25 protein-coding genes and 1 tRNA gene are annotated in these 25,847 nt (G+C 59.2%); 14 read left to right on the top strand and 12 right to left on the bottom strand.

The annotated features are described in order from the left end of the window. Positions 1-50: 50 nt before the first annotated feature. A complete protein-coding gene (locus L6D63_RS04375) occupies positions 51-1,034 on the bottom strand; it encodes a zinc-dependent alcohol dehydrogenase family protein (RefSeq protein WP_131670323.1) in 984 nt (327 codons plus the stop codon). 177 nt (positions 1,035-1,211) lie between these two features. On the opposite strand from L6D63_RS04375, the gene L6D63_RS04370 reads away from it, so the two are divergent. After that, positions 1,212-3,587 carry a phosphoketolase family protein gene (locus tag L6D63_RS04370; protein WP_131670324.1) on the top strand — a complete coding sequence of 792 codons (2,376 nt, stop codon included), beginning with the start codon at positions 1,212-1,214 and terminating at the stop codon, positions 3,585-3,587. Between the two features lie 4 nt (positions 3,588-3,591). On the opposite strand, the gene L6D63_RS04365 is transcribed toward L6D63_RS04370, so the two are convergent. Together L6D63_RS04365 and L6D63_RS04360 are read right to left on the bottom strand one after the other, a co-directional pair. After that, positions 3,592-4,017, bottom strand: coding sequence for a potassium channel family protein (locus L6D63_RS04365; protein ID WP_108182555.1), 426 nt, complete (start codon positions 4,015-4,017; stop codon positions 3,592-3,594). 27 nt (positions 4,018-4,044) lie between these two features. Continuing rightward, the gene (locus tag L6D63_RS04360) at positions 4,045-4,692 is read right to left on the bottom strand and encodes a BON domain-containing protein (protein WP_047294071.1); all 648 of its coding nucleotides are present in this window, start codon (positions 4,690-4,692) and stop codon (positions 4,045-4,047) included. Positions 4,693-4,926: 234 nt separating this feature from the next. Here L6D63_RS04360 and L6D63_RS04355 point away from each other — a divergent pair, with 234 nt between their 5' ends. From L6D63_RS04355 to L6D63_RS04340, 4 genes are all read left to right on the top strand, one after another. Next, positions 4,927-5,160, top strand: coding sequence for an Lpp/OprI family alanine-zipper lipoprotein (locus tag L6D63_RS04355; protein ID WP_047294072.1), 234 nt, complete (start codon positions 4,927-4,929; stop codon positions 5,158-5,160). Between the two features lie 81 nt (positions 5,161-5,241). Further along, positions 5,242-6,636 (top strand): MBL fold metallo-hydrolase RNA specificity domain-containing protein, encoded by a 1,395-nt coding sequence (locus tag L6D63_RS04350; protein ID WP_131670325.1) that lies wholly within the window; start codon positions 5,242-5,244, stop codon positions 6,634-6,636. 65 nt (positions 6,637-6,701) lie between these two features. After that, positions 6,702-7,589 carry a universal stress protein gene (locus L6D63_RS04345; protein WP_095666714.1) on the top strand — a complete coding sequence of 296 codons (888 nt, stop codon included), beginning with the start codon at positions 6,702-6,704 and terminating at the stop codon, positions 7,587-7,589. 189 nt (positions 7,590-7,778) lie between these two features. After that, the gene (locus L6D63_RS04340; RefSeq protein ID WP_047294075.1) at positions 7,779-8,033 is read left to right on the top strand and encodes an Lpp/OprI family alanine-zipper lipoprotein; all 255 of its coding nucleotides are present in this window, start codon (positions 7,779-7,781) and stop codon (positions 8,031-8,033) included. Between the two features lie 95 nt (positions 8,034-8,128). Here the strand turns inward: L6D63_RS04340 and L6D63_RS04335 are convergent, their stop codons facing one another. Beyond that, positions 8,129-8,677, bottom strand: coding sequence for an Hsp20/alpha crystallin family protein (locus tag L6D63_RS04335; RefSeq protein ID WP_095666713.1), 549 nt, complete (start codon positions 8,675-8,677; stop codon positions 8,129-8,131). A gap of 371 nt (positions 8,678-9,048) precedes the next feature. Continuing rightward, positions 9,049-9,573, bottom strand: coding sequence for a GAF domain-containing protein (locus tag L6D63_RS04330; protein ID WP_047294079.1), 525 nt, complete (start codon positions 9,571-9,573; stop codon positions 9,049-9,051). Positions 9,574-9,787: 214 nt separating this feature from the next. Here L6D63_RS04330 and L6D63_RS04325 point away from each other — a divergent pair, with 214 nt between their 5' ends. After that, a complete protein-coding gene (locus tag L6D63_RS04325) occupies positions 9,788-10,018 on the top strand; it encodes a hypothetical protein (protein ID WP_027613841.1) in 231 nt (76 codons plus the stop codon). 308 nt (positions 10,019-10,326) lie between these two features. On the opposite strand, the gene L6D63_RS04320 is transcribed toward L6D63_RS04325, so the two are convergent. After that, a complete protein-coding gene (locus L6D63_RS04320) occupies positions 10,327-10,755 on the bottom strand; it encodes a hypothetical protein (protein WP_236170276.1) in 429 nt (142 codons plus the stop codon). A gap of 504 nt (positions 10,756-11,259) precedes the next feature. Here L6D63_RS04320 and L6D63_RS04315 point away from each other — a divergent pair. The 4 genes from L6D63_RS04315 to L6D63_RS04300 all read left to right on the top strand — a co-directional run bounded on the left by L6D63_RS04315 (position 11,260) and on the right by L6D63_RS04300 (position 15,740). Next, on the top strand, positions 11,260-11,991 hold the full coding sequence (locus L6D63_RS04315; protein ID WP_047294081.1) for a GntR family transcriptional regulator: 732 nt from the start codon (positions 11,260-11,262) through the stop codon (positions 11,989-11,991). 133 nt (positions 11,992-12,124) lie between these two features. Next, positions 12,125-13,414, top strand: a complete 1,290-nt coding sequence (locus L6D63_RS04310) for an MFS transporter (RefSeq protein ID WP_047294083.1) — start codon at positions 12,125-12,127, stop codon at positions 13,412-13,414. A 28-nt stretch (positions 13,415-13,442) separates the two neighbouring features. Beyond that, positions 13,443-14,273, top strand: coding sequence for an amidohydrolase family protein (locus L6D63_RS04305; RefSeq protein ID WP_047294085.1), 831 nt, complete (start codon positions 13,443-13,445; stop codon positions 14,271-14,273). A gap of 90 nt (positions 14,274-14,363) precedes the next feature. Continuing rightward, the gene (locus L6D63_RS04300) at positions 14,364-15,740 is read left to right on the top strand and encodes a GntP family permease (protein WP_131670326.1); all 1,377 of its coding nucleotides are present in this window, start codon (positions 14,364-14,366) and stop codon (positions 15,738-15,740) included. Positions 15,741-16,248: 508 nt separating this feature from the next. Here L6D63_RS04300 and L6D63_RS04295 read toward each other — a convergent pair. Next, positions 16,249-16,336 (bottom strand) — tRNA-Ser (locus L6D63_RS04295). Positions 16,337-16,459: 123 nt separating this feature from the next. On the opposite strand from L6D63_RS04295, the gene L6D63_RS04290 reads away from it, so the two are divergent. Then, positions 16,460-17,131, top strand: coding sequence for a Bax inhibitor-1/YccA family protein (locus L6D63_RS04290; RefSeq protein ID WP_027613775.1), 672 nt, complete (start codon positions 16,460-16,462; stop codon positions 17,129-17,131). Positions 17,132-17,194: 63 nt separating this feature from the next. Here the strand turns inward: L6D63_RS04290 and L6D63_RS04285 are convergent, their stop codons facing one another. Both L6D63_RS04285 and L6D63_RS04280 read right to left on the bottom strand, forming a co-directional pair. Next, complete coding sequence (locus L6D63_RS04285) at positions 17,195-17,521, bottom strand: YceK/YidQ family lipoprotein (RefSeq protein ID WP_131670327.1); 327 nt, start codon at positions 17,519-17,521, stop codon at positions 17,195-17,197. A 58-nt stretch (positions 17,522-17,579) separates the two neighbouring features. Then, positions 17,580-18,017, bottom strand: a complete 438-nt coding sequence (locus L6D63_RS04280) for an Lrp/AsnC family transcriptional regulator (protein WP_007915449.1) — start codon at positions 18,015-18,017, stop codon at positions 17,580-17,582. A 151-nt stretch (positions 18,018-18,168) separates the two neighbouring features. Between L6D63_RS04280 and L6D63_RS04275 the strand changes: the two genes are divergently transcribed. Further along, the gene (locus tag L6D63_RS04275; RefSeq protein ID WP_047294091.1) at positions 18,169-19,065 is read left to right on the top strand and encodes a DMT family transporter; all 897 of its coding nucleotides are present in this window, start codon (positions 18,169-18,171) and stop codon (positions 19,063-19,065) included. On the opposite strand, the gene L6D63_RS04270 is transcribed toward L6D63_RS04275, so the two are convergent. The 3 genes from L6D63_RS04270 to L6D63_RS04260 all read right to left on the bottom strand — a co-directional run bounded on the left by L6D63_RS04270 (position 19,052) and on the right by L6D63_RS04260 (position 23,732). After that, on the bottom strand, positions 19,052-20,941 hold the full coding sequence (locus L6D63_RS04270) for an acyltransferase family protein (protein WP_131670328.1): 1,890 nt from the start codon (positions 20,939-20,941) through the stop codon (positions 19,052-19,054). The two genes, L6D63_RS04275 and L6D63_RS04270, sit on opposite strands and share 14 nt — an antisense overlap. 78 nt (positions 20,942-21,019) lie before the next feature. After that, positions 21,020-22,060: an FUSC family protein gene (locus tag L6D63_RS04265; protein ID WP_236170282.1), complete on the bottom strand. Its 1,041-nt coding sequence runs from the start codon at positions 22,058-22,060 to the stop codon at positions 21,020-21,022. Positions 22,061-22,106: 46 nt separating this feature from the next. Further along, the gene (locus L6D63_RS04260; protein ID WP_095666697.1) at positions 22,107-23,732 is read right to left on the bottom strand and encodes an NADP-dependent glyceraldehyde-3-phosphate dehydrogenase; all 1,626 of its coding nucleotides are present in this window, start codon (positions 23,730-23,732) and stop codon (positions 22,107-22,109) included. 348 nt (positions 23,733-24,080) lie between these two features. Between L6D63_RS04260 and L6D63_RS04255 the strand changes: the two genes are divergently transcribed. Together L6D63_RS04255 and L6D63_RS04250 are read left to right on the top strand one after the other, a co-directional pair. Next, entirely contained in the window at positions 24,081-24,434 is a 354-nt protein-coding gene (locus L6D63_RS04255; RefSeq protein ID WP_131670330.1) for a c-type cytochrome, read from the top strand. A 76-nt stretch (positions 24,435-24,510) separates the two neighbouring features. Then, positions 24,511-25,839 carry a D-arabinono-1,4-lactone oxidase gene (locus L6D63_RS04250; protein WP_236170281.1) on the top strand — a complete coding sequence of 443 codons (1,329 nt, stop codon included), beginning with the start codon at positions 24,511-24,513 and terminating at the stop codon, positions 25,837-25,839. Positions 25,840-25,847 lie beyond the last annotated feature (8 nt).

Raw genomic sequence — 25,847 nt, 5'->3', positions numbered from 1 at the left:
GGCGAGCAGGACGTTGTCAATCAGTGGCGTCGGGCGCCTCCCGCAGAGTCTCAGGGTGTCAGCACGATGGCGCCGTTGAAGTGCCCGCTGCGCAGACGTGTCAGCGCCTGATTGGCGTCCTTCAGGGCAAAACGGGTGACGTCGCAATGCACGGGGGTGTGCTGCAACTGCGCAAAAAACGCAACGCCGTCTTCACGGGTCAGGTTGGCCACGGAGCGTACGCTGCGTTCGCCCCACAGCAGACGATAGGGAAAGGCGGGGATATCGCTCATGTGGATGCCGGCGCAAATCACGCAGCCGCCCTTGACGGTGGCGGACAGTGCCAGTGGCACCAGCGCCCCGACGGGCGCAAAGATCAGGCTGGCGTCCAGCGCATGGGGTGGTGGCTGATCCGAAGGCCCGGCCCATTCGGCGCCGAGGGTGCGTGCATAGGCCTGGCCTTCGTGGTCATCCGCTCGGGTAAAGGCGTAGACCTGTTGCCCGCGACCGCGGGCAATCTGAATTGCCAGATGTGCCGCCGCGCCAAATCCGTACAGCCCCAGGTGTTGCGCGCCCTGAGCCATTTGCAAGGCGCGAAAGCCGATCAGGCCGGCGCACAACAACGGCGCCGCCTGAATGTCGCTCAACGTGTCCGGGATTGCAAAGCAGAAGCGCTGATCGGCGACGGTGTATTCGGCATAGCCGCCATCCAGCTGACAACCGGTGAACTGCGCCTGATCGCAGAGGTTCTCCCGACCCGAGCGGCAGAAGACGCATTCGCCACAGGTCCAGCCCAGCCACGGCACGCCAACCCGCCGGCCAATCCATTCAGCGGCCACATCGGCGCCTGCGGCGATGACTTCTCCGACGATTTCATGCCCCGGCACGCGGGGCAGAACCGCTTGTGGCAACTCGCCGTCGAACAGGTGCAGATCGGTACGACACACCCCGCAAGCCAGTACCCTGAGCAACAGTTGCTGCGCGGTGGGCGTGGGGATCGGCCGTTCTTCGCATTGCAGCGGTTGCCCGGGTGAATACAGGACCATGGCACGCACGATGATTCTCCTCGCGTTGCAAGAAAGCGCTGAGTTGCGCTCCCTCCTGCAGCGTCTGTTTCCCATAGAACCGGAGCACTGATGACGGCGCTTGATTTAAATCAAGTCTTGCAGGTTTCAGGCTTTCAGAATCGACGGACGAATCTCTGTTCAGCGAACCCCGGGGCGGTAAACCTCATGAGCGATTTCCTCAATGCGCAACAACTGGAAGGCCTGGACGCTTACTGGCGCGCTGCCAATTACCTGGCTGTCGGGCAGATTTACCTCAAGGACAACCCGCTGCTCAAGGAGCCGTTGCGCCGGGCTCATATCAAACCGCGTTTGCTGGGGCATTGGGGCACGACGCCGGGGCTTAACCTGATCTACACCCACCTCAACCGGCTGATCAAACAGTACGACCTCAACATGCTTTTTGTGACCGGCCCCGGTCATGGCGGGCCGGCGATCGTGGCGCAGACCTATCTGGAAGGCACCTATACCGAGTGTTATCCGGCGGTGGAGCGCAATACCAACGGTCTGCTGCGCCTGTTTCGTCAGTTTTCCTGGCCGTACGGAATTTCAAGTCATGTGTCGGCACAGATTCCAGGGTCGATTCACGAGGGCGGGGAGTTGGGGTACAGCCTCGCGCATGCCTATGGGGCCGCGTTCGATAACCCTGACCTGATTGTCGCCTGCGTGATCGGCGACGGTGAGGCGGAGACCGGCACGCTGGCGGCCAGCTGGCACTCGAACAAATTCCTCAATCCTGTGCGTGACGGGGCGGTGCTGCCGATCCTGCACCTCAACGGCTACAAGATTGCCAACCCGACGTTGCTGTCCAGAATCAGCGAGGATGAACTCTCGGCGCTAATGTACGGCTATGGCTACGATCCCTTTTTCGTTGAGGGCGATGATCCGGTGCAAGTGCATCAGGCATTGGCGCAGACACTCAACACCATCGTGCTGAGGATTCGCCAGATTCAGCTCGAAGCGCGGCAACGGCCGCCGTCCAGGGCCGTGTCACGGCCGCTCTGGCCGATGCTGGTGTTACGCACGCCCAAGGGTTGGACCGGCCCCGGATTTGTCGACGGCCATCGGGTTGAAGGCACGTGGCGCGCGCATCAGGTGCCGCTGGCCGACTTCACCCAGCCGCTCCATTTGCAACAACTGGAAGAGTGGCTGAGCCGTTATCGTCCCGAGGATTTGTTCGATGCCCAAGGTGCCTTGATGCCGGAAATCGCCGCGCTGGCGCCCAGCGGACACCGGCGCATGAGTGCCAATCCCCACGCCAATGGCGGTGTGATGCTGCGTGCGCTGGACCTGCCGGGTTTTGCCGATTACGCCGTGAGCGTGGCTGGGCCGGGGACTTTGCGCGCCGAAGCCACCCGAGTGCTGGGAGGATTCCTGCGTGATGTGATGAAAAACAGCCTGGCCAGCCGCAACTTTCGGCTGTTTGGCCCTGACGAAACCGCCTCCAATCGCCTTGATGCGGTGTATGAGGTCAGCGCCAAGACCTGGATCGATCCGCTGGAACCTGACGACCTGAACCTGTCGGCGGACGGCCGGGTGATGGAAATTCTCAGCGAGCAGGTGTGCGAGGGCTGGCTGGAAGGCTATTTGCTGACGGGTCGGCATGGATGGCTGTCGTGCTATGAGGCGTTTATCCATATCGTCGACTCGATGGTCAATCAGCATGCCAAATGGCTGAAGACAGCCGCCGAGGTGCCGTGGCGCAAACCTGTGGCATCGCTGAACCTGCTGTTGACCTCCCACGTCTGGCGTCAGGACCACAATGGGTTCTCGCATCAGGATCCGGGATTCATCGACATGCTGGCGAACAAGAAGCCGGACGTGGCGCGCATCTACTTGCCGCCCGATGCCAACTGCCTGTTATCGGTCGCCGACCACTGCCTGCGCAGCCGTAATTACATCAACGTCATCGTCGCCGGCAAGCAACCGGAATGGCAGTGGCTGAGCATCGACGCGGCACAGCAACACTGCCAGGCAGGTGGCGGCCGGTGGGCGTGGGCCAGTCACGATGATCAGGAGCCGGACGTCGTCATGGCTTGCGCCGGCGATGTGCCGACGCTGGAAACCCTGGCCGCCTTGACCCTGTTGCGCGACTACGTGCCGGACTTGCGCGTCAGGGTGGTCAATATCGTCGACCTGATGCTGCTGCAGCCGTCCAGTCAGCACCCTCATGGCTGGTCGGATAGCGCGTTCAATGCGCTGTTCACCGTCGACAGACCGGTGATTTTTGCCTTTCACGGGTATCCGGCGCTGATCCATCGGCTGGTCTACAAACGCGCCAATCATGGCAACTTTCACGTACGAGGTTTCAAGGAGGAGGGCGCGACCACTACGCCGTTCGACATGGCCGTGATCAACGATCTTGATCGCTACCGACTGGCGCTGGACGTGATCGAGCGGGTGCCACGCCTGCAGGATCTCGTAAACGTTGCGCGGGAGCGTTACTGGGCCGTCATGGAGCAACACAAGCTGTACCTCATCGAGCACGGCGAAGACCTTCCCGAAGTGCGCAACTGGCAATGGACACCCCGCCAGACGCCATGAGCGGCTATTTGTTCTTCCAGTATTTCTGCATTTCCAGAAACAGAAACGACGCGGTCCAGGTTATCAGGACAAGGCCGGTCAAGGCCTCAAGCCCGGTCAGGTACTTGAGGTGGCCGACCGGCGAAATATCGCCGAAACCGATGGTCGTGTACGTCGTGAAGGAGAAGTACACGCAATCCATCAAAGAGCCGTCGAAGTTGCCGGTCAGCTGTCCCCATTCGCCCGCGCGGGACATCAGGAAATAAACCACGGCGAACGCCCAGACCTCGATGGCATGGGCCAGCAGACTGCCCAACACCCCGACAACGATTCTGAACCGGCTCCAGATTTTCAGGCGCGGCATCCAGTCATTCAGGCGTAGCAGACACTCATAGTGGATCACTACTGCGATGATCACGACCAGGCTGTTGATCAGGGTGACGGCAAGCATTGGCCTGGCTCCAGGAAGACGAGCGTGTCACGCCAGCAACAGATGGTCTTCGACCCGGCCGACGCCGGGCACTGACCAGGCCGCGCGCTCGGCGATCTGGCGTTCGCGCCACAGGTGAACCCGGCCTTCGAGCCGCACCACATCGCCTTCGACTTTGACGTGAATGTCCTGGGCATCGACTTCGGCGTTACGTTTGAGCGCGGCCTCGATGCGTTGCTGAATATCGAAGACATCCAGCCGTGGACGCAGGGTGATGCAATTGCTCACGCCGGTCACACCGGACAGCTTGCGTACCGAACGCTCGACGGTTTCCTTCTGATACTGCCAGTCGACTTCACCTTCCAGGGTGATGCGTCCGCTCTGCACGATGATCTTGACGTCACCTTCGGGAATGTCGCAGCTCCAGTGGATTATCTTCAGCGCCCGGGCAGCGATGGTGTCGTCCGCGGTGCCGGCATTCCTGTCCAGTCGTACCTGGAGCTCTTCAGCCACTGCGCGCACGCCTTTCATGCGCTTCACCGCGCGCTCGGCACTGACCTTCTGGGCATAGCTTTTGACATGCCCGCTGAGGGTGACCACACCGTCCTCCACCGTGACGCCGATGTTGGCGGCATCGATTTCCGGCTGGAACTCGAGTTCTTCGAGAATATTTTTGCGCAGGTTCAAGTCGCTCATGACGGTGTCCTCTTTCAGTAGGTGTTGATCAGGTCAAAACGTGCCTGCTGTTGTTTTTCTACACCGCGGTGACGCGCGCGCATTGAGGTATATCAACAATGCCGGCCTCGCCCTCGCATTGGCTGATGGCGCCTGCAAGTCGGTGATTGTTTGACAAAGATCAGAGTGGTGACCGGATAACGCCAGATACTCGAATCATGACCTTTACCGTCGTGAGCAATCGAGGGAACAACCATGAACAAGCGCTTGCCGATTGTGGTGCTGAGTGTGCTGCTGGCAGCGACCACTGGTTGCAGTCATCGGCAGGCCGATGAACTCAACGCGCGGCTGGAGTCCGCTGAAGACAACGCGGCGACTGCCAGGCTGAGGGCCGATGAGGCGGTGCTCAAGGCGGAACAGGCGCAACGTGCTGCCGATGAAGCGAATGAGCGTGCCAAACGACTGGCTGAGAAGGCCAATCGCAAATAGCCGGCAACCATCTCGAAACACCATGAATCAGCGTTTTGGGCTGAAAGTGTCGGCGTTCTTATCCACATTCAGGAGACGGCCATGCGAATCACCTTTCTGGGAGCGGCAGGCACGGTCACCGGCAGCAAATACCTGTTGGATCACCGCGACCGGCATGTGCTGATCGACTGCGGGCTGTTTCAGGGTTACAAGCAATTGCGCCTGCACAACTGGGATCCTTTCCAACTGCCCGTGCGGGATCTCGACGCGATCGTGCTGACTCACGCTCATCTGGATCACAGTGGCTACCTGCCGGTGCTGGTGCGCAACGGCTACCGTGGCCCGATCTATGCCACCGCAGCAACCTGTGAACTGGTGAAAATCCTGTTGCTCGACAGTGGGCGCCTGCAGGAAGAAGAGGCCGGATTCGCCAACCGACATGGTTTTTCCAGGCATGCGCCGGCGTTGCCGCTGTACACCGAGCAGGACGCCGAGCAGGCATTGAAACTGTTGCAGCCGGTGGAGCTGCATCATCGGGTCGAGATTGTTCCCGGTCTGAGCATCCTGCTGCGCGGTGCCGGACACATTCTGGGTGCGGCCACGGTCGAGGTGGTTGCCGACGGTGTCACGCTGGTCTGCTCCGGCGATCTGGGGCGGCCCAACGATCCGTTGATGTTTGCCCCCGAAACCATCGAGCAAACGGATTACCTGTTGATCGAGTCGACCTATGGTGACCGCCAGCACCCTGACGACGACCCCGAGCAACAACTGACCGACGTGATCAACCGCACGGCGTTGCGCCATGGCATTACCCTGGTACCGTCATTTGCGGTCGGTCGGGCGCAACTGCTGATGTATCACTTGTATCGCTTGAAGCAGAAACACGCGATTCCGGATCTGCCGATCTACCTCAACAGCCCGATGGCGACGGATGTCACGCGTCTGTATCAGCGTTTTCGCAGTGAGCACCGGTTGTCGCTGCAAGAATGCGAGGGCATGTGCCAAGGCACGCGTTTCATACGTTCGACCCAGGAGTCGATCGATCTCGATCATCAGCGCATTCCGGCCGTGATCATCGCCGCCAGCGGCATGGCCACCGGCGGACGGGTGCTGCACCACCTCAAGGCATTGGCGCCGAGCCCGGCCAACTCGCTACTGATGCCCGGTTTCCAGGCCGGCGGCACGCGGGGCGCACAGATCGTTGCCGGTGCGCCGTCAGTGCGTATCCACGGTCAGGAGGTGCCGATCCGCGCCGAAGTGGTACCGATGCAGACCCTGTCCGCGCATGCCGATGCCGATGAAATCATCGAGTGGCTGCGCGGTTTCAAACGTGCACCGAAACACACCTACGTGGTGCATGGCGAACCCAACGCCTCGGACGTTTTGCGGCGGCGTATCAGCCTGGAACTGGGCTGGTCGGTGTCAGTGCCGGAGTACCGGGACAGCGCCGAACTGGGTAACGCGGCCGATGTGCGTTCGGCCGAACGGCAGGTGTAACAGCGTCATATCCGCTGGTGACGATCTTGACCGTCCCGCACGGTTCATCCGACTGGAGAACAATCATGAGCCAATATCAAAGTCTGTTGCTGGTGATCAATCCGGCTCTGCGCCGCTCTCCGGCGATCAGCCATGCGGCTGCGCTGGCCAAGGCCAGTGGGGCGACCTTGCATATCGTGGCGCTGGTCAAGTCATTGGACATTCTCTGGTTGCTTGAAGAAGGCGACCGGGAAAAAGCCCGGGCCAACTATTTGCAGGATCACCGCGACTGGCTCAAATATCAGGCCGGCAACCTGCGCGACAGAGGCATTGACGTGACAGTCGAAGTCGCCTGGTCGGATGACATGAAGCAAGAGATCCTCGACCTCGTCACCGAGATGATGCCCGACCTGCTGATCAAGCAAGTGCAGCATGAGTCGTTGCTCAAACGCGCCTTCTTCACCCCGCTGGACTGGCACCTGTTGCGTCATTGCCCGGTCCCGGTCTATCTGCTGGGCGGGGCAGGCCAGGCATTGCCACGCAAGATCGTGGCAGCGGTCGACGCCTCCGCAAGCGACCCGGTCAACGACCAATTGAACAAGCGCATCATCGATCAGGCCACGGCCATGGCGATCCAGTGTGACGCCGAGTTGCATCTGTTGTACGCCTACGACATTTCGCAGGAGTACCTGGAGGAGCTGGGCGAAGGCTTGACGGTTTCAGAGCTGACCAAGGAACTGCGCAGAGAGTTCGAGAGCGCGTATATCGACCTGGCCAAGCGCTATGGAGTACCCGCCGAGCGCCGGCATTTCGTGGTCGGCCACCCGGTTGCCGCACTCAGTGAGTTCGCCGATGCACAGCATGTGGATGTGATCGTCATGGGCCGGGTGCAATACCACGGGCTGGACAAGCTGCTGGGCAGCACCACCGAACATATTCTTTATCAGGTGCCGTGCAACCTGTTGGCGGTCTGACAGCGACGTCTGCCTGCGACAAATGCCGTGATGGGTTTATTGCAGTGTCGACCGGTGATTAACACTGCCAACATCCAGTTGCCTGCCGGTTGGCCGTTCATTGACAAAAATCAGAGGCCGGCCGTGCTGACGCCAGATACTTCAGGGGTGCCGGATTTTTCCCGGCGCAATGACCCAAGGAGAGTCATCATGAACAAGCGTTTATCTGTGGTTCTGCTCAGCGTCCTTTTGGCGATGAGCGCGGGGTGCAGCAATAAAAAGGCGCAGGAAATGGACACGCGAATCGACGCCGCCCAGAGCACTGCAAACGCGGCACAATCCCGTGCCGACGCGGCTTACTCCAGGGCGGATCAGGCAGCCGCTGCAGCCAGTCAGGCACAACGTACGGCCGATGAGGCCAATGAACGCGCCAGCCGGATGCTGGAAAAGGCCAGCCGCAAATAGTGAGTCCGTGCGGCCAGCGTTTGCAGCAGTTGTGCAAAGGGTGGCGGAAAAAAAACCTTGCCGGTTTCCCGGCAAGGGGTACGACAGCGCGAAACTTACTCGCCCTTGATCGGTACGACTTTGTCCGCTTTAATGGCTTCAGGCTTTTTCGGCAACGAGATACTCAGCACACCTTTGCTGAAACTCGCGTCGATCTTCTCGGCGTCGACGCCTTTGGGCAGGTTGAAGACCCGCTCGAAGGAACCATAGTGACGCTCGCTCAGGTGGTAGCCCTTCCTTTTTTCTTCCTTGTCCTCTTTCTTTTCGCCCTTGATGATCAGGCTGCCGTTCGACAATTTGATCTCGATGTTCTTGTGATCCATGCCGGGTAATTCGGCGGTGATCTCGTAGCTTTTGTCCTTTTCACTGATATCCACGGCCGGCATGCCGTGACCGATCAGTTCGCGCCGCCAGAGCGGTTCGACGTCGAACAGCCCACGACCAAAGGGTGAAAGCCCCGAACCGCGGTTGAAGTCTTCGAACAGGTGATCGACCTGCTGGCGCAGTTTTTCCAGAGGGCGCCACAAGTCTGCATTCAGCGGATGCTGAAGGGATTTGTCTTTGGTATCGGTAGTGACCGGCATTTTCTTCACGGAGTTGCTCATTTTGAATTCTCCTTTGCGAATGGACGGCGGCTTACGGACATCCGAACCGGAGCGCTCACTGGTCGGCATAGATTTCGCCCTGCCACGTCAGCTTCAATGTCGGCGAGAACAGCGTGTCAGTGGTTGATAAAAGTCAATTACCGGGGAAACGGCGTTTCGCTCAGAAGCCAAGTGGCAGCGTGCGGCTCAGCCCTATGCAAACGTCGGCCCGCTCTTGGGCGGCGGACTCGTAGCGCCTGTCCTGGAACCAGGTTTTGCGCACCACATCGATGTTTCCTGCGCGGTGTTGAAGGAGGGAGCGCCAATCTCACACGCCAGAAATGAAACAGCCCTGAATATTCAGGGCTGTTTTTTAGTTATTCGAAAATACTTCATCCGTTCTTGCTGTAGCCGCTGCCGACGTCTGTCAGATTCGAATAAAAGATACAGCCGATCAGCCTCGCGAACAGGCCTAACGTGTCCGCCAGATCCGGGTCGTCGAATATGACCGCCCTGGAGTCCAAGGCACACAGTGCGCCCCACAGTTGACCGTCGGGAAGAAAAATGGGCGCGCCGGCGTAGCTTTCAATCAAATATTGCTTCACTACGGGACGCGTGGAAAACCTGCCGTCGCGACTGATTTGTGGCACGAACAGCACTTGGGGGTCTCTGCGAAACTCACTGCACAGCGTGGTTTCCAGTTCCAGCGTGTCACCGGTGTGGATTCCAAGCTCGATCGGATCGTAGGCGGAACAGACAATCCATTCCGTGTCGGTGAATTTGGCGATCGCCGCAAAGCGCGTCCCGGTCATGCGTGTGACCAGTTGCAGAATATTGGTAGTGGCTTCAATTTCAGCGATAGAGGAACGTTCCTCTGCGCTTAGCAACGCTCTGTGAATGGTGTCACTGAGAGGCATGCAGTGTTCTCCGGTCATGATTGTTCGAGCTGGCAACGGCTAAACGCGTTTGAAACTTCGCGTTTGATTGCCGGCAAAACGGATTCGTTCACTTGAAGGGGTCTGATGGCTACCATAATTAAGGATCGTTTGCGTGTGGCTTGAGGCACCGTTATCGGCGGCGTAGCCTTGAACACACATTTGTTCGATGTCGCATTGAAGGCAAGGTGAGAAAGTGGAAGGCGTAGTGTTGAGCGAGAAGATGCAGCGCGAAGCTGATCGGCTGCTGGCGCAGATTGTCCGGGCAGATTCGATGATCATTGCGGTGAAGGCGGGGGCGCGTGCGGATGGCTTCGTGCTGGGGCTGGAAACCAGTGAGGTTTTGCGTGCTGGCGATGCTGAAAAGCTGTACGTCATTTTTGAAGCGGCGTTGGTGGAGCGCCTGAAAACGCTTTCACGGTCTTGAGCGGCTTGTCAGGCTTCAACTGTATTTTGCAGGCAGGTCAAGACCGGTGAGCCAAGCACCGCTGTCTGTCGTCTGCCTGTCGGAGCTGAAGCGACTCCAATGAGTTATGTTTTCCTGTACACCGGCAGACACAAGCACGACTCAATTGATGAAAGGCGCGCCACTGACTGGCCTGCGCGTGAGGGGATTGACAGATCTTCCGATCAGAAATGATTGATGCAGCCACCGGAAGTTGTGTCTGTTGCGCGGACTCACTGTGGCACGACACGCAGAAAAAAGCCCGCGAGAGAGGCGGGCTTCAAGGGGCTTCAGAGGCAGTCGGACTTGCCTATCTGAAAATTGACGATCGGTGAACTGGTTGAATCTTTGTAGAGGAGGTCAATGGAAAGACCCGATTTCACGAACTGTCCCAAACCTTTTTCATTACAGAATGCAGAAGCTGCAATCGCTCTTGCATTTTTGGTGAATTCTTCAGAATCGATTTCGTCTTTGGTAACTTTTGTGAGTGTGTAAGAGATACGCATGACCTCATCGCTGTAGGTCACAGAATCGACGCGAGTTGAGTCATCAGATACTTTTTCGGACAGCACACTCATGATGAGCGCGAGCCCTTTGAGTTGGCGCTCCCGCTCCTGTTTTTTCTCTTCCTGGGCAGATTTTGCGTGCCATACCTGTACCAGGATAAAGAGCAAAGTCATAGCCAAAAAAAATAGGATCATTCCGCGATTCTGTTTCAATTGAGAGTACCGTAGCAAAAGGCCATTACTTATTTGAGCATGTTGATCGCACCATCTCAAGTTGGAGAAGTTTCATCATTGATGAACCAGAAATCTCGACGGCATCGATCCGCTGAGAGATTGCGCTAGTCAGTCGTGACAGGCAGGAAACAGTCAGAAGCGGACATCGGGAAACCGACCGCTACCGGGCAGAAGCGGTCTTTGGGAACGACGCTTTAACATGTTGAAATCGCACCAGGTTAATGATTAGGTTGCCCTTCGTGACAGGCGGGTTTCGACCAGGAGCGGTCATCCTCGGCCGTCAGCTTTCGGCTGTCACTCCTGACCCCCCACATTCGGCCAGCATCTGACATCGCCAGCTCAACCCCGCATGTCTATGAAAAGGGCAGTGGGGCAGCCATTCGTCAGCAGGACGAACAGCCGCTCCTTGACAGGCAAGTTATCTGGGCAAATACTCGCCGCAAGATTCATATAGATGACTAGATAACAAGGTGAATAAAGTCGATGAATTCTTTATCCAGTGATGCCCGACTCCCGCTCTACCAACGCCTGCGTGACCAATTGGCTGAGCAGATCGCCAATAATCGCTGGCGTCCGGGGGAGGCGATCCCTACTGAAGCGGCGCTGTCTGCGGAATACCAACTGTCCACCGGCACGGTGCGCAAAGCGATTGATGCGTTGGTCAGTGAGGGCATTCTGGAGCGTCAGCAAGGGCGAGGGACGTTCATTCGCCGGGCGCAGTTTCAATCCTCATTGTTCCGTTTCTTCCGATTCCAGACTGTTTCCGGTGAGCGTCAGGTCCCGGAGAGTCGCATCCTCTCGATCGAGCCCGTTGCCGCACCGTCGGCCGTAGCGCAAGCACTGGGGTTGCCCGCCGATGCGCCGGTCATTCGTATTGTTCGCGTGCGTCTGCTCGATGTTAAGCCGGTGCTCGCCGAAGAAATCTGGTTGCCCCGCCAGCGGTTTCAGGCGCTGCTGGAGATCGACCTCAGTCGCGAAGGACCGCTGCTGTATCCGATCTACGAAGAAGTGTGCGGACAGGTTGTTGCATCGGCCGAAGAGACGCTGACCGCTGAATCGGTGAATGACGTGCATGCCCGATTGCTCCAGGTAGCGGTCAACAGTCCGGTGATCGTGATCGAGCGTCTGGCCCGCGATTACGCGGGTAGCCCGCTGGAATGGCGTCGCTCGCGCGGCCACGCGGAGCACTTTCGCTACAGCGTGGATATTCGCTGACGTCTGCCTGCGTAGCGGAGCGTTCTGCGGCGGCTAGATCGCCGCCCGATTTCTGTTTGTTTGCCAAAGCTGACCCTGTCGCGGTGCGGTTGGCTGTCGGCTGCCTTGCGTAACACCTATAAGGATAAGAATCATGTTCAGCTGGTATCGCCAAGTCACTCCTCGGGAGCGCAAAACGTTTTGGGCCTGCTTCGGCGGATGGTCGCTCGACGCGCTGGAAGTACAAATGTTCGGTCTGGCGATTCCGGCGCTGATCGCCGCGTTCGCGCTGACAAAGGGCGATGCCGGATTGATCAGCGGCGTTACCCTCGTCACCTCGGCACTCGGTGGCTGGGTGGGTGGGACGTTGTCTGACCGCTATGGCCGTGTGCGCACGTTGCAGTTGATGATTGTGTGGTTCTCGTTCTTCACCTTTCTCTCGGCCTTCGTCACGGGCTTCAATCAGCTGTTGGTGGTCAAGGCGCTACAGGGTTTCGGGATTGGCGGGGAGTGGGCGGCCGGCGCGGTGCTGATGGCCGAGACGATCAATCCGCACTATCGCGGCAAGGTCATGGGCACTGTGCAAAGTGCCTGGGCGGTGGGTTGGGGCCTGGCGGTCGGGGTGTTCACGCTGATCTATACCTGGGTGCCACAGGACATGGCCTGGCGTGTGATGTTCCTTGTCGGGTTGCTGCCGTCGTTCCTGATCATCTGGGTACGTCGTAACGTTGAGGAGCCGGACAGCTTCCAGCGTCTGCAAAAAGACAACGCCATTCCGCAGAGTTTCTTCAAGTCGCTCGCCGGCATTTTTCGCCCGGAACTGATTCGCGTGACCCTGTTTGGCGGGCTGCTGGGACTGGGCGCGCACGGTGGCTATCACGCGGTAATGACCTGGTTGCCGACCTTCCTCAAGACCGAGCGCAATCTCTCTGTGCTGAACTCGGGCGCGTATCTGGCGGTGATCATCTTCGCCTTCTGGTGTGGTTGTGTGGCCAGCGGCTATTTGATCGATCGCATTGGCCGCCGTAAAAACATTGTGCTGTTTGCCTTGTGCTGCGTGGTCACGGTGCAGTGCTACGTATTTTTGCCGCTGACCAATACGCAGATGCTGTTCCTGGGATTCCCGTTGGGGTTCTTCGCCGCCGGTATTCCGGCCAGTCTGGGAGCGCTCTTCAACGAGCTTTACCCTGCCGATGTACGCGGCGCCGGCGTTGGCTTTTGCTACAACTTTGGCCGGGTGCTGTCCGCTGTATTTCCATTCCTGGTCGGGCACATGAGTGACTCCATGTCGCTGGGTTCGGCGATTGGTATCGATGCCGGGATCGCCTACGGCGTGGCGGTGTTTGCCGCACTGTGCCTGCCTGAAACCCGGGGCAGGGACCTTGAAGCCAATGCCACCTCCGTTTCGGCCGGTATCAGCGGCAATCAACGCGCTCGGGCGTGATGATCCTAACCTTCAGTAGATAAAACCCATGTCAGATACCCGCCCCAAGTCGATCACCGGCATCGACTCCCATGCCCATGTGTTCAGCCGTGATCTGCATCTGATCGGTGCACGGCGCTACACCCCTGAGTACGACGCCACGCTTGGCCAGTACCTTGAGCATTTGCAAACGCATGGTCTGAGTCACGGTGTATTGGTGCAACCCAGTTTCCTTGGCACCGACAATAGCTACCTGTTGGCGGCGTTGAAGCACGCGCCGCAGCAGTTGCGCGGTGTGGTAGTGCTGGAGCCAAGCGTCAGTCGTTCTACCTTGAATGACATGGCTCGACTGGGCGTGGTCGGCGTGCGCTTGAACCTGATCGGCAAGGCGTTACCTGATTTTCGTGACAGTGCCTGGCAAGGGTTTTTCAGCGATATCGCTGATCTCGACTGGCATGTCGAGTTGCACCGGGAAGTCAAGGAACTGCCGGGCCTGATCCAGCAATTGACGCCGTTCGGCGTGAAGTTGGTGATCGATCACTTTGGGCGGCCGGACGCGAATGCGGGTCTCGATCAGCCCGGGTTTGGCGAGTTGCTTGAGGCCGGATCGAAAAGTCCGATCTGGATCAAGGTATCGGGAATCTATCGTTTGGGAGGTACGCCACAACAGAACATTGATTTCGCTCGAAGGGCATTACCGTTGCTGGAACAAAGCTTCGGCCTGCATCAGTTGGTATGGGGCAGTGACTGGCCGCATACGCAGCATGAGCAAAGCATCGGTTTCGCCACCGTCGTCGACCAGTTGCAAGCCTTGGAACTTTCGGCGCAAGCCAGCGACTCGCTGCTGGTGCAAGCGCCTCGAAGGTTATTCGGTTTTTAGAAAGTCGAACGCTGAAACCTGGCCGTTGCAGATGCCATTCATCTCACCCACATACAAGAATTTGGGCACCAGCCCAACCGAGAACCTTTCATGACTCCCTTAGATATAGATCTGTTACTGACCGCATTGATCAGCGTCCTGGTGCTGGTAGCGCTGATCGTCTCGCGCCTCAAAATGCACCCGCTGCTGGCTTTGCTGGTAGTTTCCGTCGGCGTAGGCTTTGCAACCGGTATGGAGCCAGATGGCATCGTCTCCCACTTGGTCACCGGCGCCGGCAAGACACTGGGGGCAGTGGGGGTGGTCATTGCGCTGGGGGCGATGCTCGGCAAAATTCTTGCTGACGCTGGCGTCACCGAGCAGATTGCTGCGGTCATCCTCAAGCGCACAACGGATCGGATGATTCCGTGGGCGATGATGATGGTCGCGTTTGTGATTGGCATACCGATGTTTTTCGAGGTCGGCCTGGTGATCATGCTGCCGCTGATCTTCAGCGTGGCCCGGAAATTGGAAAGTCAGGCGCGCTTCAAGGGTTCAGCGTATATCTATGTGGGCGTTCCGGTGATTGCCGCACTGGCCGCCATGCACGGCATGGTTCCGCCGCACCCTGGCCCGCTGACGGCCATCGCCGCGCTGAAAACCTCGGTCGGGCCGACCATGCTCTATGGCTTCCTGGCGGCTATCCCGGCCATGATTTTAGGCGGCCCATTGTATGGCGCATTCATTTCCCCGCGCATGAGCACTCGGCCCGATCAGGTGTTGCTGGATCAGTTCACCCTGGCTGAAAAAGCCGACGATAAACCAAGCCCCAGCGTATACCTTGGCGTGCTGGCAGCCTTGCTGCCGGCGATCCTGATGCTGTTCCATGCCGTCGCCGAAATGGTATTGGCCAAGGACAATGCGCTGCTGAAAATGGCCGGTTTCCTCGGCAATCCGCTGATAGCGATGCTGCTGGGCGTGCTGTTCGCCGGGGCCAGTCTGGTACTCGCGCGCGGCGGCGATGCGGGGCAATTGCGCGACTCGCTGGGCAAGAGCCTCAAGCCAATCGCCTCGATCATCATGATCATCGCCGGCGGCGGTGCCTTTCAGGAACTGCTGGCCAGCGCCAAGGTGGGCGATGCGATTGTGCACCTGACTCAGCAGTCGGCGTTCCCTCCGCTGATCCTCGGTTGGTTGATCGCCATGTTGCTTTCGGTGTCTACCGGTTCCGCCACGGTAGGTATCGTGGGGGCTGCCGGCTTGCTGGCGCCGCTTGCCGGTGCTGATCCCAGCCTCAACCTGCCGCTGCTGGCCTTGTCCATTGGCTGCGGCTCGTTGTTCTTCAACTACGCCAACCATGCAGGTTTCTGGATGGTGAAGGAATCCTTCGGCATGACGATGGGCGAAGCCACCAAGACTATTTCGGTGGTGCAATCGATCGTCGCCGTGGTCGGTTTGCTTGTGGTGTTGCTGTTGAACGTGGTCGTGTAATGACCTGAGGCGGCGTCCAATCAGGACGCCGCCATCTGTGAACCCCCTTGTTGGCCGTCGATCAGGCGCGGCAGTGGAAGCGGATTGGACTCGCGCGGTGACTCACTGATCGCTTTTGGCCGGTTGCTGCCCTTTGGGGCGAACCGCATTCGGCCAATAGATGCTACTCGCAATCGACTCGGCCCCTTGCTTCCAGCAGCCAGTCAAATCGCAGATATAAGTCTGTAACCAGCAGTTGGCTGGATAGGGCACGAGCCGGGTTGACGGGGGGTAGGTGAACCAGAACTGGTTATTCACCATATGGGCTGGCCATCGCTAGCCACTATCGGTGACTCGAGTCCGCCCCTTTCGATTCGACTGAGGTAACGGTAGTGGCTGCCAGCCAATTCGTCACGGCTTGACGAAATGACTGAAAAGATGCGGAAACCATCCAGTAAAAAATGAGCAAAATTTCCGAATGCCAGAAACGACAAAGCCCTGAATAATCAGGGCTTTGTCGTATCAAATATGGCGGAGGCGATGGGATTCGAACTCATGGACCTGTTACAGTCGACGGTTTTCAAGACCGTTGCCTTAAACCACTCGGCCACACCTCCGTTTGCGTTGCGGGCGCCATAATACCTGAATGAAACACACTGTCAAACTCTGTGCATGGCTTGTTACAGAGCGTCTGTTATGATCTTTGCCACTGAACGTTTCAAACCAACAGGAGTGTCGCCATGCGCGAACAGGATTACGCAGTTCACAACAGCGTGCAGGCTGAGCAGCTAGAGGTTAGCCGCGTCCTGCGCAACACATACGGCTTGCTGGCGCTCACCCTCGCATTCAGCGGTGTGATGGCGTTTGTGGCCCAGCAGATGCGTGTTGGCTACCCGAACATTTTCGTGGTGCTGATCGGCTTCTACGGGCTGTTCTTCCTCACCAACAAACTCCGTGATTCCGCGTGGGGCCTGGTTTCCGCCTTTGCGCTGACCGGTTTCATGGGCTTCCTGCTCGGCCCGATCCTCAACCGTTACCTGGGCATGCAGGGCGGCGCTGAAGTGGTCAGTTCGGCATTCGCGATGACCGCGCTGGTGTTCGGTGGTCTGTCGGCCTACGTGCTGATCACCCGCAAGGACATGAGCTTCCTCGGTGGTTTCATCACCGCCGGTTTCTTCGTGTTGCTGGGTGCCACTCTGGCAAGCATGTTCTTCCAGATCAGCGGCCTGCAACTGGCGATCAGCGCCGGTTTCGTGCTGTTCTCGTCAGTCTGCATTCTGTTCCAGACCAGCGCGATCATCCACGGTGGCGAGCGTAACTACATCATGGCGACCATCAGCCTGTACGTATCGATCTACAACCTGTTCATCAGCCTGTTGCAGATCTTCGGCATCATGAGCCGCGACGACTGATCGCTGGCCTGAAACAACAAAAAACCCGCATCGGCGGGTTTTTTGTTGTCTGCGAAAAGCAGATCAGTTGATCACGATGCTGCCATCGGCCTGTTGCTTGTAAATGGTGTAGGGCAGCAGAAATGTATCCAGCACACCCGAAACCGCGGCATCTACCACCAGGCCAAAAGAGGCATTGTTGTAATTGAACGCGTCGACGTCATCCGGTTTTTCGGCGTGCAGCATGCAAAAGTCGTAGGTCGCACCGCTGTAAATGCGCGGAACGGCGCCACAGTAGGTTTTCTCGGTTTTCAGCTGGTCCACGGAAAACTTGTCGCTGAACGCAACCGTTTGCACCGTCCCGCACCCGGTGAGCAATACTGCCGACAGCATCAATGCCTGAAATTTCATTACCGCCAATCCTTCGCCGGAAAAATCTCAATCTACGCCGAACACGCGCAAAAAGCACTCACGCCATCGGCGGCAAGCGGCGTTTGACCGGTGTCTTCTTGACGATCGCGGTGTTGGTTTCGGCCAGCGTGTTGAGGCGGTCGAGCAGGGTGTCGAGCTGTTCCATCGAGCGCACGTGCAGGCGGGCGATGAAGCAGTCCTCCCCGGTGACTTTGTCGCACTCGGTGAATTCCGGAATTGACAGGATCTGTCGTTCCACTTCCTGCAATTGCCCCGGCAGCGGCCTCACCCGGACGATGGCCTGCAGTTGATAGCCGAAGCATTTCGGGTCGATCTCAACCGTATAGCCCTTGAGCACGCCGCGCTCCTCCAGTCGGCGCAGGCGCTCGGCCACGCTGGGCGACGACAGGCCGCTGATCTGCGCCAGTGCCTTGAGCGAGCGGCGTGAATCTTCCATCAGGGCGCTGATGAGGATCTGGTCGATATCGTCGGTCATGGCGCAACTCCGGCATAAGGCATTTGCGGGAAACCACCCGCGATAAAAAAGGCAAAAATCGAGTTTAGCCTGCTTTTTGCGCTGGAGGCGCAGGGAGCCGGCTTGGCATACTTTGCCCACGCTTTCGTCAAAACGTTTAGGGAGATCGATGATGGACAACTCAATCCGCCGTGGTTCATTGGAAATGACCGCTGCCATGCTGATTTCCGGGACCATTGGCTGGTTCGTGCTGGTCTCCGGGCAGCCGGTGCTGGACGTGGTGTTCTGGCGCTGCGTGTTCGGCGCCGGCACCTTGCTGCTGATCTGTGCCGCGTTCGGCTTCCTGCGTCCGGGCATTCTGACCCGTACCACGTTCCTGTTGGCCGTCCTCAGCGGCGCCGCGATTGTTGGCAACTGGGTGCTGTTGTTCGCTTCGTATTCCCGGGCCTCAATTGCCATCGGGACGGCCGTCTACAATGTGCAGCCGTTCATGCTGGTTGGCCTCGCGGCACTGTTTCTCGGCGAGAAAATCACCTTGCAGAAACTGTTCTGGCTAGCGATTTCCTTCCTTGGCATGCTGGCGATCGTCAGCGCCCACGGCGGGCAGGGCGAGAGCGGTCACGAATATCTGCTGGGCATTGCGCTGGCGCTGGGCGCGGCGTTGCTGTACGCGATCGCGGCGCTGATCATCAAGCGCCTCACTGGCACGCCGCCGCATCTGATCGCGCTGATCCAGGTCTGCACCGGAGTGCTGTTGCTCGCGCCGTTCGCGCACCTAAACGGCTTGCCGCAAACACACGGAGCCTGGGCCAGTCTGGTGACGCTGGGCATCGTCCACACCGGCCTGATGTATGTGCTGCTGTACGGCGCGATCCAGAAACTGCCGACCGCCCTGACCGGTGCGCTGTCGTTCATCTACCCGATTGCGGCGATCTTCGTCGACTGGTTTGCCTTCGGCCATCGCCTGCAGATCCTGCAATGGGTCGGCGTGGCGGCGATTCTGCTGGCCGCCGCCGGGATGCAACAGGGCTGGGGCTTGAAAGCCCGGCGTCAGCTCAGATCGGTTTGATCACAGCCCGGAACAGTCCTTTCAACTGCTGATTGCCGGCATCCACCAGATGGTTGTCGTCAAAGTACAGCGGGACGCCGTCCATGGAGCCCATGCAGTGGCCATCGGGGCACAGGTACGGCGTCGGGTCGATCACCGTCGCGTTGCAGCGGCTGGCCGCCGCTTCGATGGTCGCGATGGCGATGCGATTGCGTTTCTCGTAAGCCTGTAACGGCAGGGAAATGTCCGAGGTTTGCCCGAACAACCGCTGATTCAGATTCAAACCCTTGTAGACGCTGAAGGGCATTTCCGGGATCGGTTTGACGATATACACCGGATGGTTTTCAGCGATCGAGCAGACCGTGCTGACGTACTCTTCGGTATAGGCTTCGGCAAACGCGGCCTGACGCTCGGGAAAGGAAATCCGATAGCTGTTTTCCCGCCCTGAATCCGCGTACAGCGCCGCGCGGCTGAACAGCACCACGGGCACGCCGGCGTACGCGGTTTTCAGTTGTTGCAGCTTTTCCTGATTGAAGCCTCGACATTGGCTTTCGACGGTTTTGTCGTGCATGGCGAAGTGCGCCAGGGTCGGGCAACCGCCCCGTGACCAAGACAGCGCGGCTTGAGGGTTGTCTATCTGCACTGCTGCTGCAGTCGATTGCGCGTGGCTGTCGCCATACAGAATCACCGACACCTCGCCTGTGCCGAGTTTGCAATCCGCCGCTGCATAAGCGTTGGGATAGCATTCCTGCGGATACAGCTTGCTGGTGTATTCCGGCTGACCGAGTTCGACCAGCGCCGGGCGCCAATCGGGATGCTGCTTGACCAGCGACGACGTGACTGCCGACACGGCAACCACAGCCACCGTCAGCGACGCGAACTTGATTACTGTGCGTGTGGCGGTCGTACCTTTGTTCACCTTCGACTCAACCATGTAGAAGGACAGGGTGCCGAGCGTGAACGAGGCGATGATCGCGCCGATCACATGTGGCCAACTGGTCAACAACCCGCACAAGTACAGCAGCACCACCAGCGGCCAATGCCACAGATACACCGAGTAGGAAATACTCCCGACAAATTGCAGCGCAGAATTGCTGCTGAACACCGACCGGGTATTGCCGTGAATCACCAGCATCGTCCCCAGCACCGGCAGCAGTGCCAGGTAGCCCGGCCTCAGATCGGCTTCAGAAAAGCCCAGCACACTGACAGCAATCGCCAGCAGGCCGAGACTTTCGCAAATCGCGCCGCCGCGCGGGCTCAATCGTAGCGGAAACAAAAAAACCAGGCCGCCAGCGATCATTTCCCAGGCGCGGGTGGGCAGCATGTAGAAGGCGAACGTCGGGTTGACGCGGGTCACGATGATGGACGCCGCGAGCGACACCAACGCCAGGGCAACCAGGGCAAAGCGGGTTTTATCGGCGCCGAAGCACTTGTGCAAACCCATGATCAGCACGGGATAGAGCAGATAGAACTGCCATTCGACCGACAGTGACCAGGTATGCAACAACCAGTTTTCATGCAGCGGCGCGGCAAAATAATTGCCGCTTTCGGCGAAACTGAAGTTCGAACTGAATAGCAGACTGCTCTTGATCGTGCGGATCGTCTCGCGCAAGTCGTCCAGCGGCAGGTACAGGTAGCCGAAGACCAGCAGCGTAACGCACAGCACAAGCAGGGCAGGAATAATGCGGCGGCCGCGAGAGGCGTAGAAGCCGAGGAGGGAAAAGTTCTGTTGTTGCACGCCATTGACGATGATGCCGGTCATCAGGAATCCGGAGATGACGAAGAACACGTCAACCCCGGCAAACCCGCCCTCGAACCCTGGCAACTTGAAATGAAACAGCACGACCGACAGCACGGCCAGTGCCCGCAGGGCGTTGATACTCTTCCTGAATTGCATTTATGCGTCCATGTCACATCCGTTGTGGGCGCATTGTAGTGATGGTGTCCGCTTTGTTACACGGATTTTTCCGCTGATTCAGATGTTCCAGCGCGGCGCCGTCATCGCCAGGCGTTGGCGCAGTTCACCAATGTTCGCGGCCAGTTGTCGGGTCAGCAACCGGTAACCGTCCAGCGTGCTGTAGACCGGAGTGTCGAGACTGGCGTCCGGCAACTCCAGCGGGCGCTGCAGGCGCTGCGTGGCGCCGGATTTCAAGGTCCGGGCCATGCCGATCAGTTGCACGCGGATCACCCGGTGCTCGGCCCGCAGTGCCGATTGCAGGTGCGCCATGGCGTCGGGGTCGTTCGCATCCGGGCGGGTGTTGCCGAGGATTTCCAGCGTGCTGACGCACATGCGCAGGTTGCGTTGAATCGCGTCCAGTTCGGTCATGGAAATTTTCACTTCCTTGGACACCGAAGGCATCAGCGAGCGCAGTTGCACCATCACCGCGGTCACCCTGCCCATCAGCTTCAGGTGTTCATCGGCGCTGACCGGTTGGCCGCTGATGATTCGCCCGTACAACGTGGCGCAGTCGCGCAGGGCATCGGCCAGGTTGTAGCGCCACGAATACACCGCGTACAGCGGCAGGGCGAAGGAAAATGCGAGGGCCAGGGCGATGCCGATCAGGATGTCGACCCCGCGCCACAAGCCGTCGGTGATCGGGTTGTCGCCATGACCGGCAACGATGAAGACGGTAATCGCCGAGAGCAGGGCGGTGTATCCGCCTTTGCCGATCGCGTGATAGGAGAAGAATCCGCAGACCACCGCCATGGCAAAGTAGGTCAGCCATGGCAGGCCCAGCCATGCCTGTTGCGCCACCAGCACCAGTCCGACGCCGGCACCGATCAGGGTGCCGGTGGCGCGTTCGGCGGCTTTTTTGCCAATGTTGCCGTGATGCTGCAAGCCGCCGATCACCACCAGCATGGTCACCGACGCCCATTCGCCATGGGGCAGGTTGATGCCGGTGGTCAGCAGGATGGTCGCCAGCAGCCCCAACGCGACCCGTACCGCGTGGATCAGCCGGGCATGCCGGTAGCGGCGGTACGGGTCCAGCAACGGACGCAGGATTCGCCGCAGCAGCGGTGGCAGTCGGTGGGTGCTGAATGTACTCAGTGCAAGGTCCTCGTCAGAAGATGTAGTCGGTGGTCAGGAAGCTCGAATCGCGGCCGCGAATGATTTCGCTGATCAGCTCCTTGTTGCTGTCCTGGAACTTGGTTGCCACCAGTGTGCGGATCGAAAACACCCGCAGTGCATCGTGTACCGACAGCGTGCCCTCGGCGGAGTTCTTGCGCCCGTTGAACGGGTAGGTATCCGGGCCGCGCTGGCACTGGGCGTTGAGGTTGATCCGCCCGACCTGGTTGGCGAAGGTATCGACCAGTCGGCCGATCGCCACCGGGTTGGTACCAAACAGGCTCAGTTGCTGACCGAAGTCCGATTCCAGCACGTAATCGATCACGGTATCGAGGTGGCGGTACGGCACGATCGGCACCACCGGGCCGAATTGTTCTTCGTTGTACACGCGCATCTGCGGCGTCACCGGGTATAGCACGGCGGGGTAGAAGAACGACTCTCGACTCTCGCCACCATTGGGGTTGACCACTTGCGCGCCCTTGCTCTGCGCGTCAGCCACCAGACCGTGCAGGTAGTCGACCTTGCCCGACTCCGGCAGCGGGGTCAGTGCCACGCCGCTGTCCCACGGCATGCCAGGTTTCAGCGTAGCGAGTTTGGCGTTGAATTTTTCGATGAAGGCGTCGACCACATCCTCATGCACAAACAGGATCTTCAACGCGGTGCAGCGCTGGCCGTTGAACGACAGCGAACCGGTGACCGCTTCGCTGACCGCGTTGTCCAGATCGACTTCGGGCAGGACGATGCCCGGATTCTTCGCATCCAGACCCAGCGCGGCGCGCAAACGGTGTGGTTTCGGATGCAGTTTTTTCAGGTCGCTGGCGGCCTTGTTGGTGCCGATGAAGGCGAAGATATCGATCTTGCCGCTGGCCATCAGCGCGCTGACAGTCTCGCGGCCACTGCCGTAGATCACGTTGATCACGCCGGTGGGGAAGCTGTCGCGGAACGCTTCAAGCAACGGGCGGATCAGCAGCACGCCGAGCTTGGCCGGTTTGAACACCACGGTGTTGCCCATGATCAGCGCCGGGATCAGCGTGGTGAAGGTTTCGTTCAGCGGATAGTTGTAAGGGCCCATGCACAGCGCGACACCGAGCGGCACGCGACGAATCTGGCCGAGAGTGTCCTGTTCCAGTTCGAAACGGCTGGAGCGGCGGTCGAGTTCTTTCAGTGCATTGATGGTGTCGACGATGTAGTCGCAGGTGCGGTCGAACTCTTTTTCCGAGTCCTTGAGGTTCTTGCCGATCTCCCACATCAGCAATTTGACCACGGCTTCGCGCTGCTGACGCATACGGCCGAGGAACGCTTCGACGTGCTGAATGCGTTCGGCCACGCGCATGGTCGGCCACAGGCCCTGACCGCGATCGTACGCGCGTACGGCGGCGTCGAGGGCGGTGAGGGCGGTGTCGGCATCCAGCAGCGGGGTGCTGCCGAGAATCACTTGTTCATCGCCATTCTCGCCGTGCAGGTACACAGGGCTGCGTACCGTGGCCAGCGGGCCGTCCCAGCGCCGCAGTTGGCCATCGACGAGGTATTCGCGTTGCTCGACCTGAGCGTCGAGGCGGTATTTTTCCGGGATGTCGCTGACAGAAGGGAACAGGTTGCCAAGGATGTTTGCTGTGGTCATGTCGCTACCCCGTATTGATGTCCGTATGCAGATCCAAAAGTCTGTACAGGTTATACGCCTGAATACGCGGGAATTTAAACCCGCGAATGTCACGCGAATGTCACGCCAAGTCCCGGAGTAGAGCCGCAATGCTCACACCAGTCCCTGTAGGAGCTGCCGCAGGCTGCGATCTTTTGACTTTGCTTTTGAAGATCAAGATCAAAAGATCGCAGCCTGCGGCAGCTCCTACAGAGGGCATCGGTGTGGCCCCGTTTGCCCCCCTCGTTGTCCCGCAATGCCCTCAACCCGCTGCCGTGCCTGCCTTAAGGTGTGATCACAACAAAAAGCGCTACCCAGGCGAGGATCGTTATGCGGGCAATCCCACTCACTTTAATGCTGGCGCTGTCTGTCGCCCTGTGCGGCTGCGGCGAAAAAGCCGCACCGCCGGCGACCACCCACAACGCTATGCCCTCCGACCCGGCACTGGCGCAGATCTACGCCAACAGCTGCCAGCTGTGCCACGCCAACCCGGCCGCCAACGCGCCGCTGACCGGCGACCGCAAGGCCTGGGAACCACGCCTGCAGCAGGGCACCGACACCTTGCTTGATCACGCCATCAACGGCTACAACGGCATGCCGCCGATGGGCCAGTGCGTCGAGTGTTCGGAAGAACAATTCCTGCAACTGATCGGCTTCATGGCCGATCAGCCCCTCCCACAATAAGGGCGCGCGCATGAGCATGGATCTGACACGCCGTCAGTTGTTGCAACGGGCAAGTATCGTCGGCGCGTTCAGCGCGCTGGCTTCCAATCCGGCGCTGGGCCAGTTGATGCGCGCGCCACGGCTGATTCCCTGGCGCAACTGGTCGGGCGGGCAGAGTTGCCTGCCGGCGGCGCGGGTAGCGCCAAAGAATCTGGATGAATTGACCGCAGTCATCCAACAGGCACCGGGCAAGATTCGTCCGGTCGGTTCGGCGCATTCCTTCAGTGCGCTGGTGCCCACCGACGGCACGTTGCTGTCGCTGAGCTACTTCAACGGTCTGCTCGATCACGACCCGAAAACCCTGCAGGCCGAATTCGCCGCCGGCACGCCGATGTCGCGTATGGGCAAGCCGCTCAAGGACATCGGCCAGGCCCTGCAGAACATGGCCGACATCGACTACCAGACCCTCGCCGGCGCCATTTCCACTTCGACCCATGGCACCGGCAAGACCTTTCAGTCTTATTCGGCCCACGTCTGCGGGATGCAACTGGTGACCGCCAGTGGCGAAGTATTGGACTGCAACAGCCAGCGTCATCCGGATGTATTCAACGCTGCCCGGGTATCCCTCGGCGCGTTGGGTGTTGCCACTAAAATCCGCTTGCAAAACCGTCCGGCGTATCGTCTGCGGGAAACCCAGTGGATCGCCAAGACCGAAGAACTGCTTGAAGATCTGGACAAGAACACCCGCGAAAACCAGCACTGGGAAATGCTCGTTGTCACCCATTCCGACTACGCCTTGTCCATCGCCCTCAACGAAACCGGCGACCCGGCCACACCGCCGATCCCGCCCGAGGAGGAGGGTGGCAACGAGTTCGTGACCCTGATCGAGAAGATCGACAAGTACGGCAGTGATTTCCCCGGCCTGCGTACCTCCTTGCTCAACAGTTTGCGGCATCTGGCGAGTTTCGATGACCGGGTCGGCGACTCGTTCGACATCTACGCCAACGTGCGCACCGTGCGCTTCAACGAGATGGAGTACTCGGTGCCCGCCGAATACGGCCCGGCCTGCCTGCGCGAAATCCTCAAGCTGATTCAGGACAAGGACCTGCGCACCTGGTTTCCCATCGAGTACCGCTACGTCAAGGCCGACGACATTGCGCTGAGCATGTTCGAGGGCCGCGACAGCTGTTCGATCTCGGTGCACCAGCATTATCAGATGGACCATCACAACTTCTTCGCCGCCATCGAACCGATTTTCTGGAAGTACAACGGTCGCCCGCACTGGGGCAAATTGCACACGCTCAATGCGCGCACCCTGCAACCGCTGTACCCGCGCTGGCGCGAGTTTGTCGACGTACGCCAGGCACTGGACCCCAGCGGACGTTTTCTCAACGCGCATCTGTCGTCAATTCTGGGGGTGAGCTGATGGCGGTC

It is taken from the genome of Pseudomonas parakoreensis, from assembly GCF_021602155.1.
Lineage (GTDB): Bacteria > Pseudomonadota > Gammaproteobacteria > Pseudomonadales > Pseudomonadaceae > Aquipseudomonas > Aquipseudomonas parakoreensis.
The sequence above is the reverse complement of the archived record's forward strand: the minus strand, read 5'-3'. Positions and strand labels throughout refer to the sequence as shown.

Bases quoted from the DNA above. Each gene is read 5' to 3' on its own strand.
- L6D63_RS04370 (WP_131670324.1), top strand. From the start codon at position 1,212: ATGAGCGATTTCCTCAATGCGCAACAACTGGAAGGCCTGGACGCTTAC.
- L6D63_RS04365 (WP_108182555.1), bottom strand. From the start codon at position 4,017: ATGCTTGCCGTCACCCTGATCAACAGCCTGGTCGTGATCATCGCAGTA.
- L6D63_RS04360 (WP_047294071.1), bottom strand. From the start codon at position 4,692: ATGAGCGACTTGAACCTGCGCAAAAATATTCTCGAAGAACTCGAGTTC.
- L6D63_RS04355 (WP_047294072.1), top strand. From the start codon at position 4,927: ATGAACAAGCGCTTGCCGATTGTGGTGCTGAGTGTGCTGCTGGCAGCG.
- L6D63_RS04350 (WP_131670325.1), top strand. From the start codon at position 5,242: ATGCGAATCACCTTTCTGGGAGCGGCAGGCACGGTCACCGGCAGCAAA.
- L6D63_RS04345 (WP_095666714.1), top strand. From the start codon at position 6,702: ATGAGCCAATATCAAAGTCTGTTGCTGGTGATCAATCCGGCTCTGCGC.
- L6D63_RS04340 (WP_047294075.1), top strand. From the start codon at position 7,779: ATGAACAAGCGTTTATCTGTGGTTCTGCTCAGCGTCCTTTTGGCGATG.
- L6D63_RS04335 (WP_095666713.1), bottom strand. From the start codon at position 8,677: ATGAGCAACTCCGTGAAGAAAATGCCGGTCACTACCGATACCAAAGAC.
- L6D63_RS04330 (WP_047294079.1), bottom strand. From the start codon at position 9,573: ATGCCTCTCAGTGACACCATTCACAGAGCGTTGCTAAGCGCAGAGGAA.
- L6D63_RS04315 (WP_047294081.1), top strand. From the start codon at position 11,260: ATGAATTCTTTATCCAGTGATGCCCGACTCCCGCTCTACCAACGCCTG.
- L6D63_RS04310 (WP_047294083.1), top strand. From the start codon at position 12,125: ATGTTCAGCTGGTATCGCCAAGTCACTCCTCGGGAGCGCAAAACGTTT.
- L6D63_RS04305 (WP_047294085.1), top strand. From the start codon at position 13,443: ATGTCAGATACCCGCCCCAAGTCGATCACCGGCATCGACTCCCATGCC.
- L6D63_RS04300 (WP_131670326.1), top strand. From the start codon at position 14,364: ATGACTCCCTTAGATATAGATCTGTTACTGACCGCATTGATCAGCGTC.
- L6D63_RS04290 (WP_027613775.1), top strand. From the start codon at position 16,460: ATGCGCGAACAGGATTACGCAGTTCACAACAGCGTGCAGGCTGAGCAG.
- L6D63_RS04285 (WP_131670327.1), bottom strand. From the start codon at position 17,521: ATGAAATTTCAGGCATTGATGCTGTCGGCAGTATTGCTCACCGGGTGC.
- L6D63_RS04280 (WP_007915449.1), bottom strand. From the start codon at position 18,017: ATGACCGACGATATCGACCAGATCCTCATCAGCGCCCTGATGGAAGAT.
- L6D63_RS04275 (WP_047294091.1), top strand. From the start codon at position 18,169: ATGGACAACTCAATCCGCCGTGGTTCATTGGAAATGACCGCTGCCATG.
- L6D63_RS04270 (WP_131670328.1), bottom strand. From the start codon at position 20,941: ATGCAATTCAGGAAGAGTATCAACGCCCTGCGGGCACTGGCCGTGCTG.
- L6D63_RS04260 (WP_095666697.1), bottom strand. From the start codon at position 23,732: ATGACCACAGCAAACATCCTTGGCAACCTGTTCCCTTCTGTCAGCGAC.
- L6D63_RS04255 (WP_131670330.1), top strand. From the start codon at position 24,081: ATGCGGGCAATCCCACTCACTTTAATGCTGGCGCTGTCTGTCGCCCTG.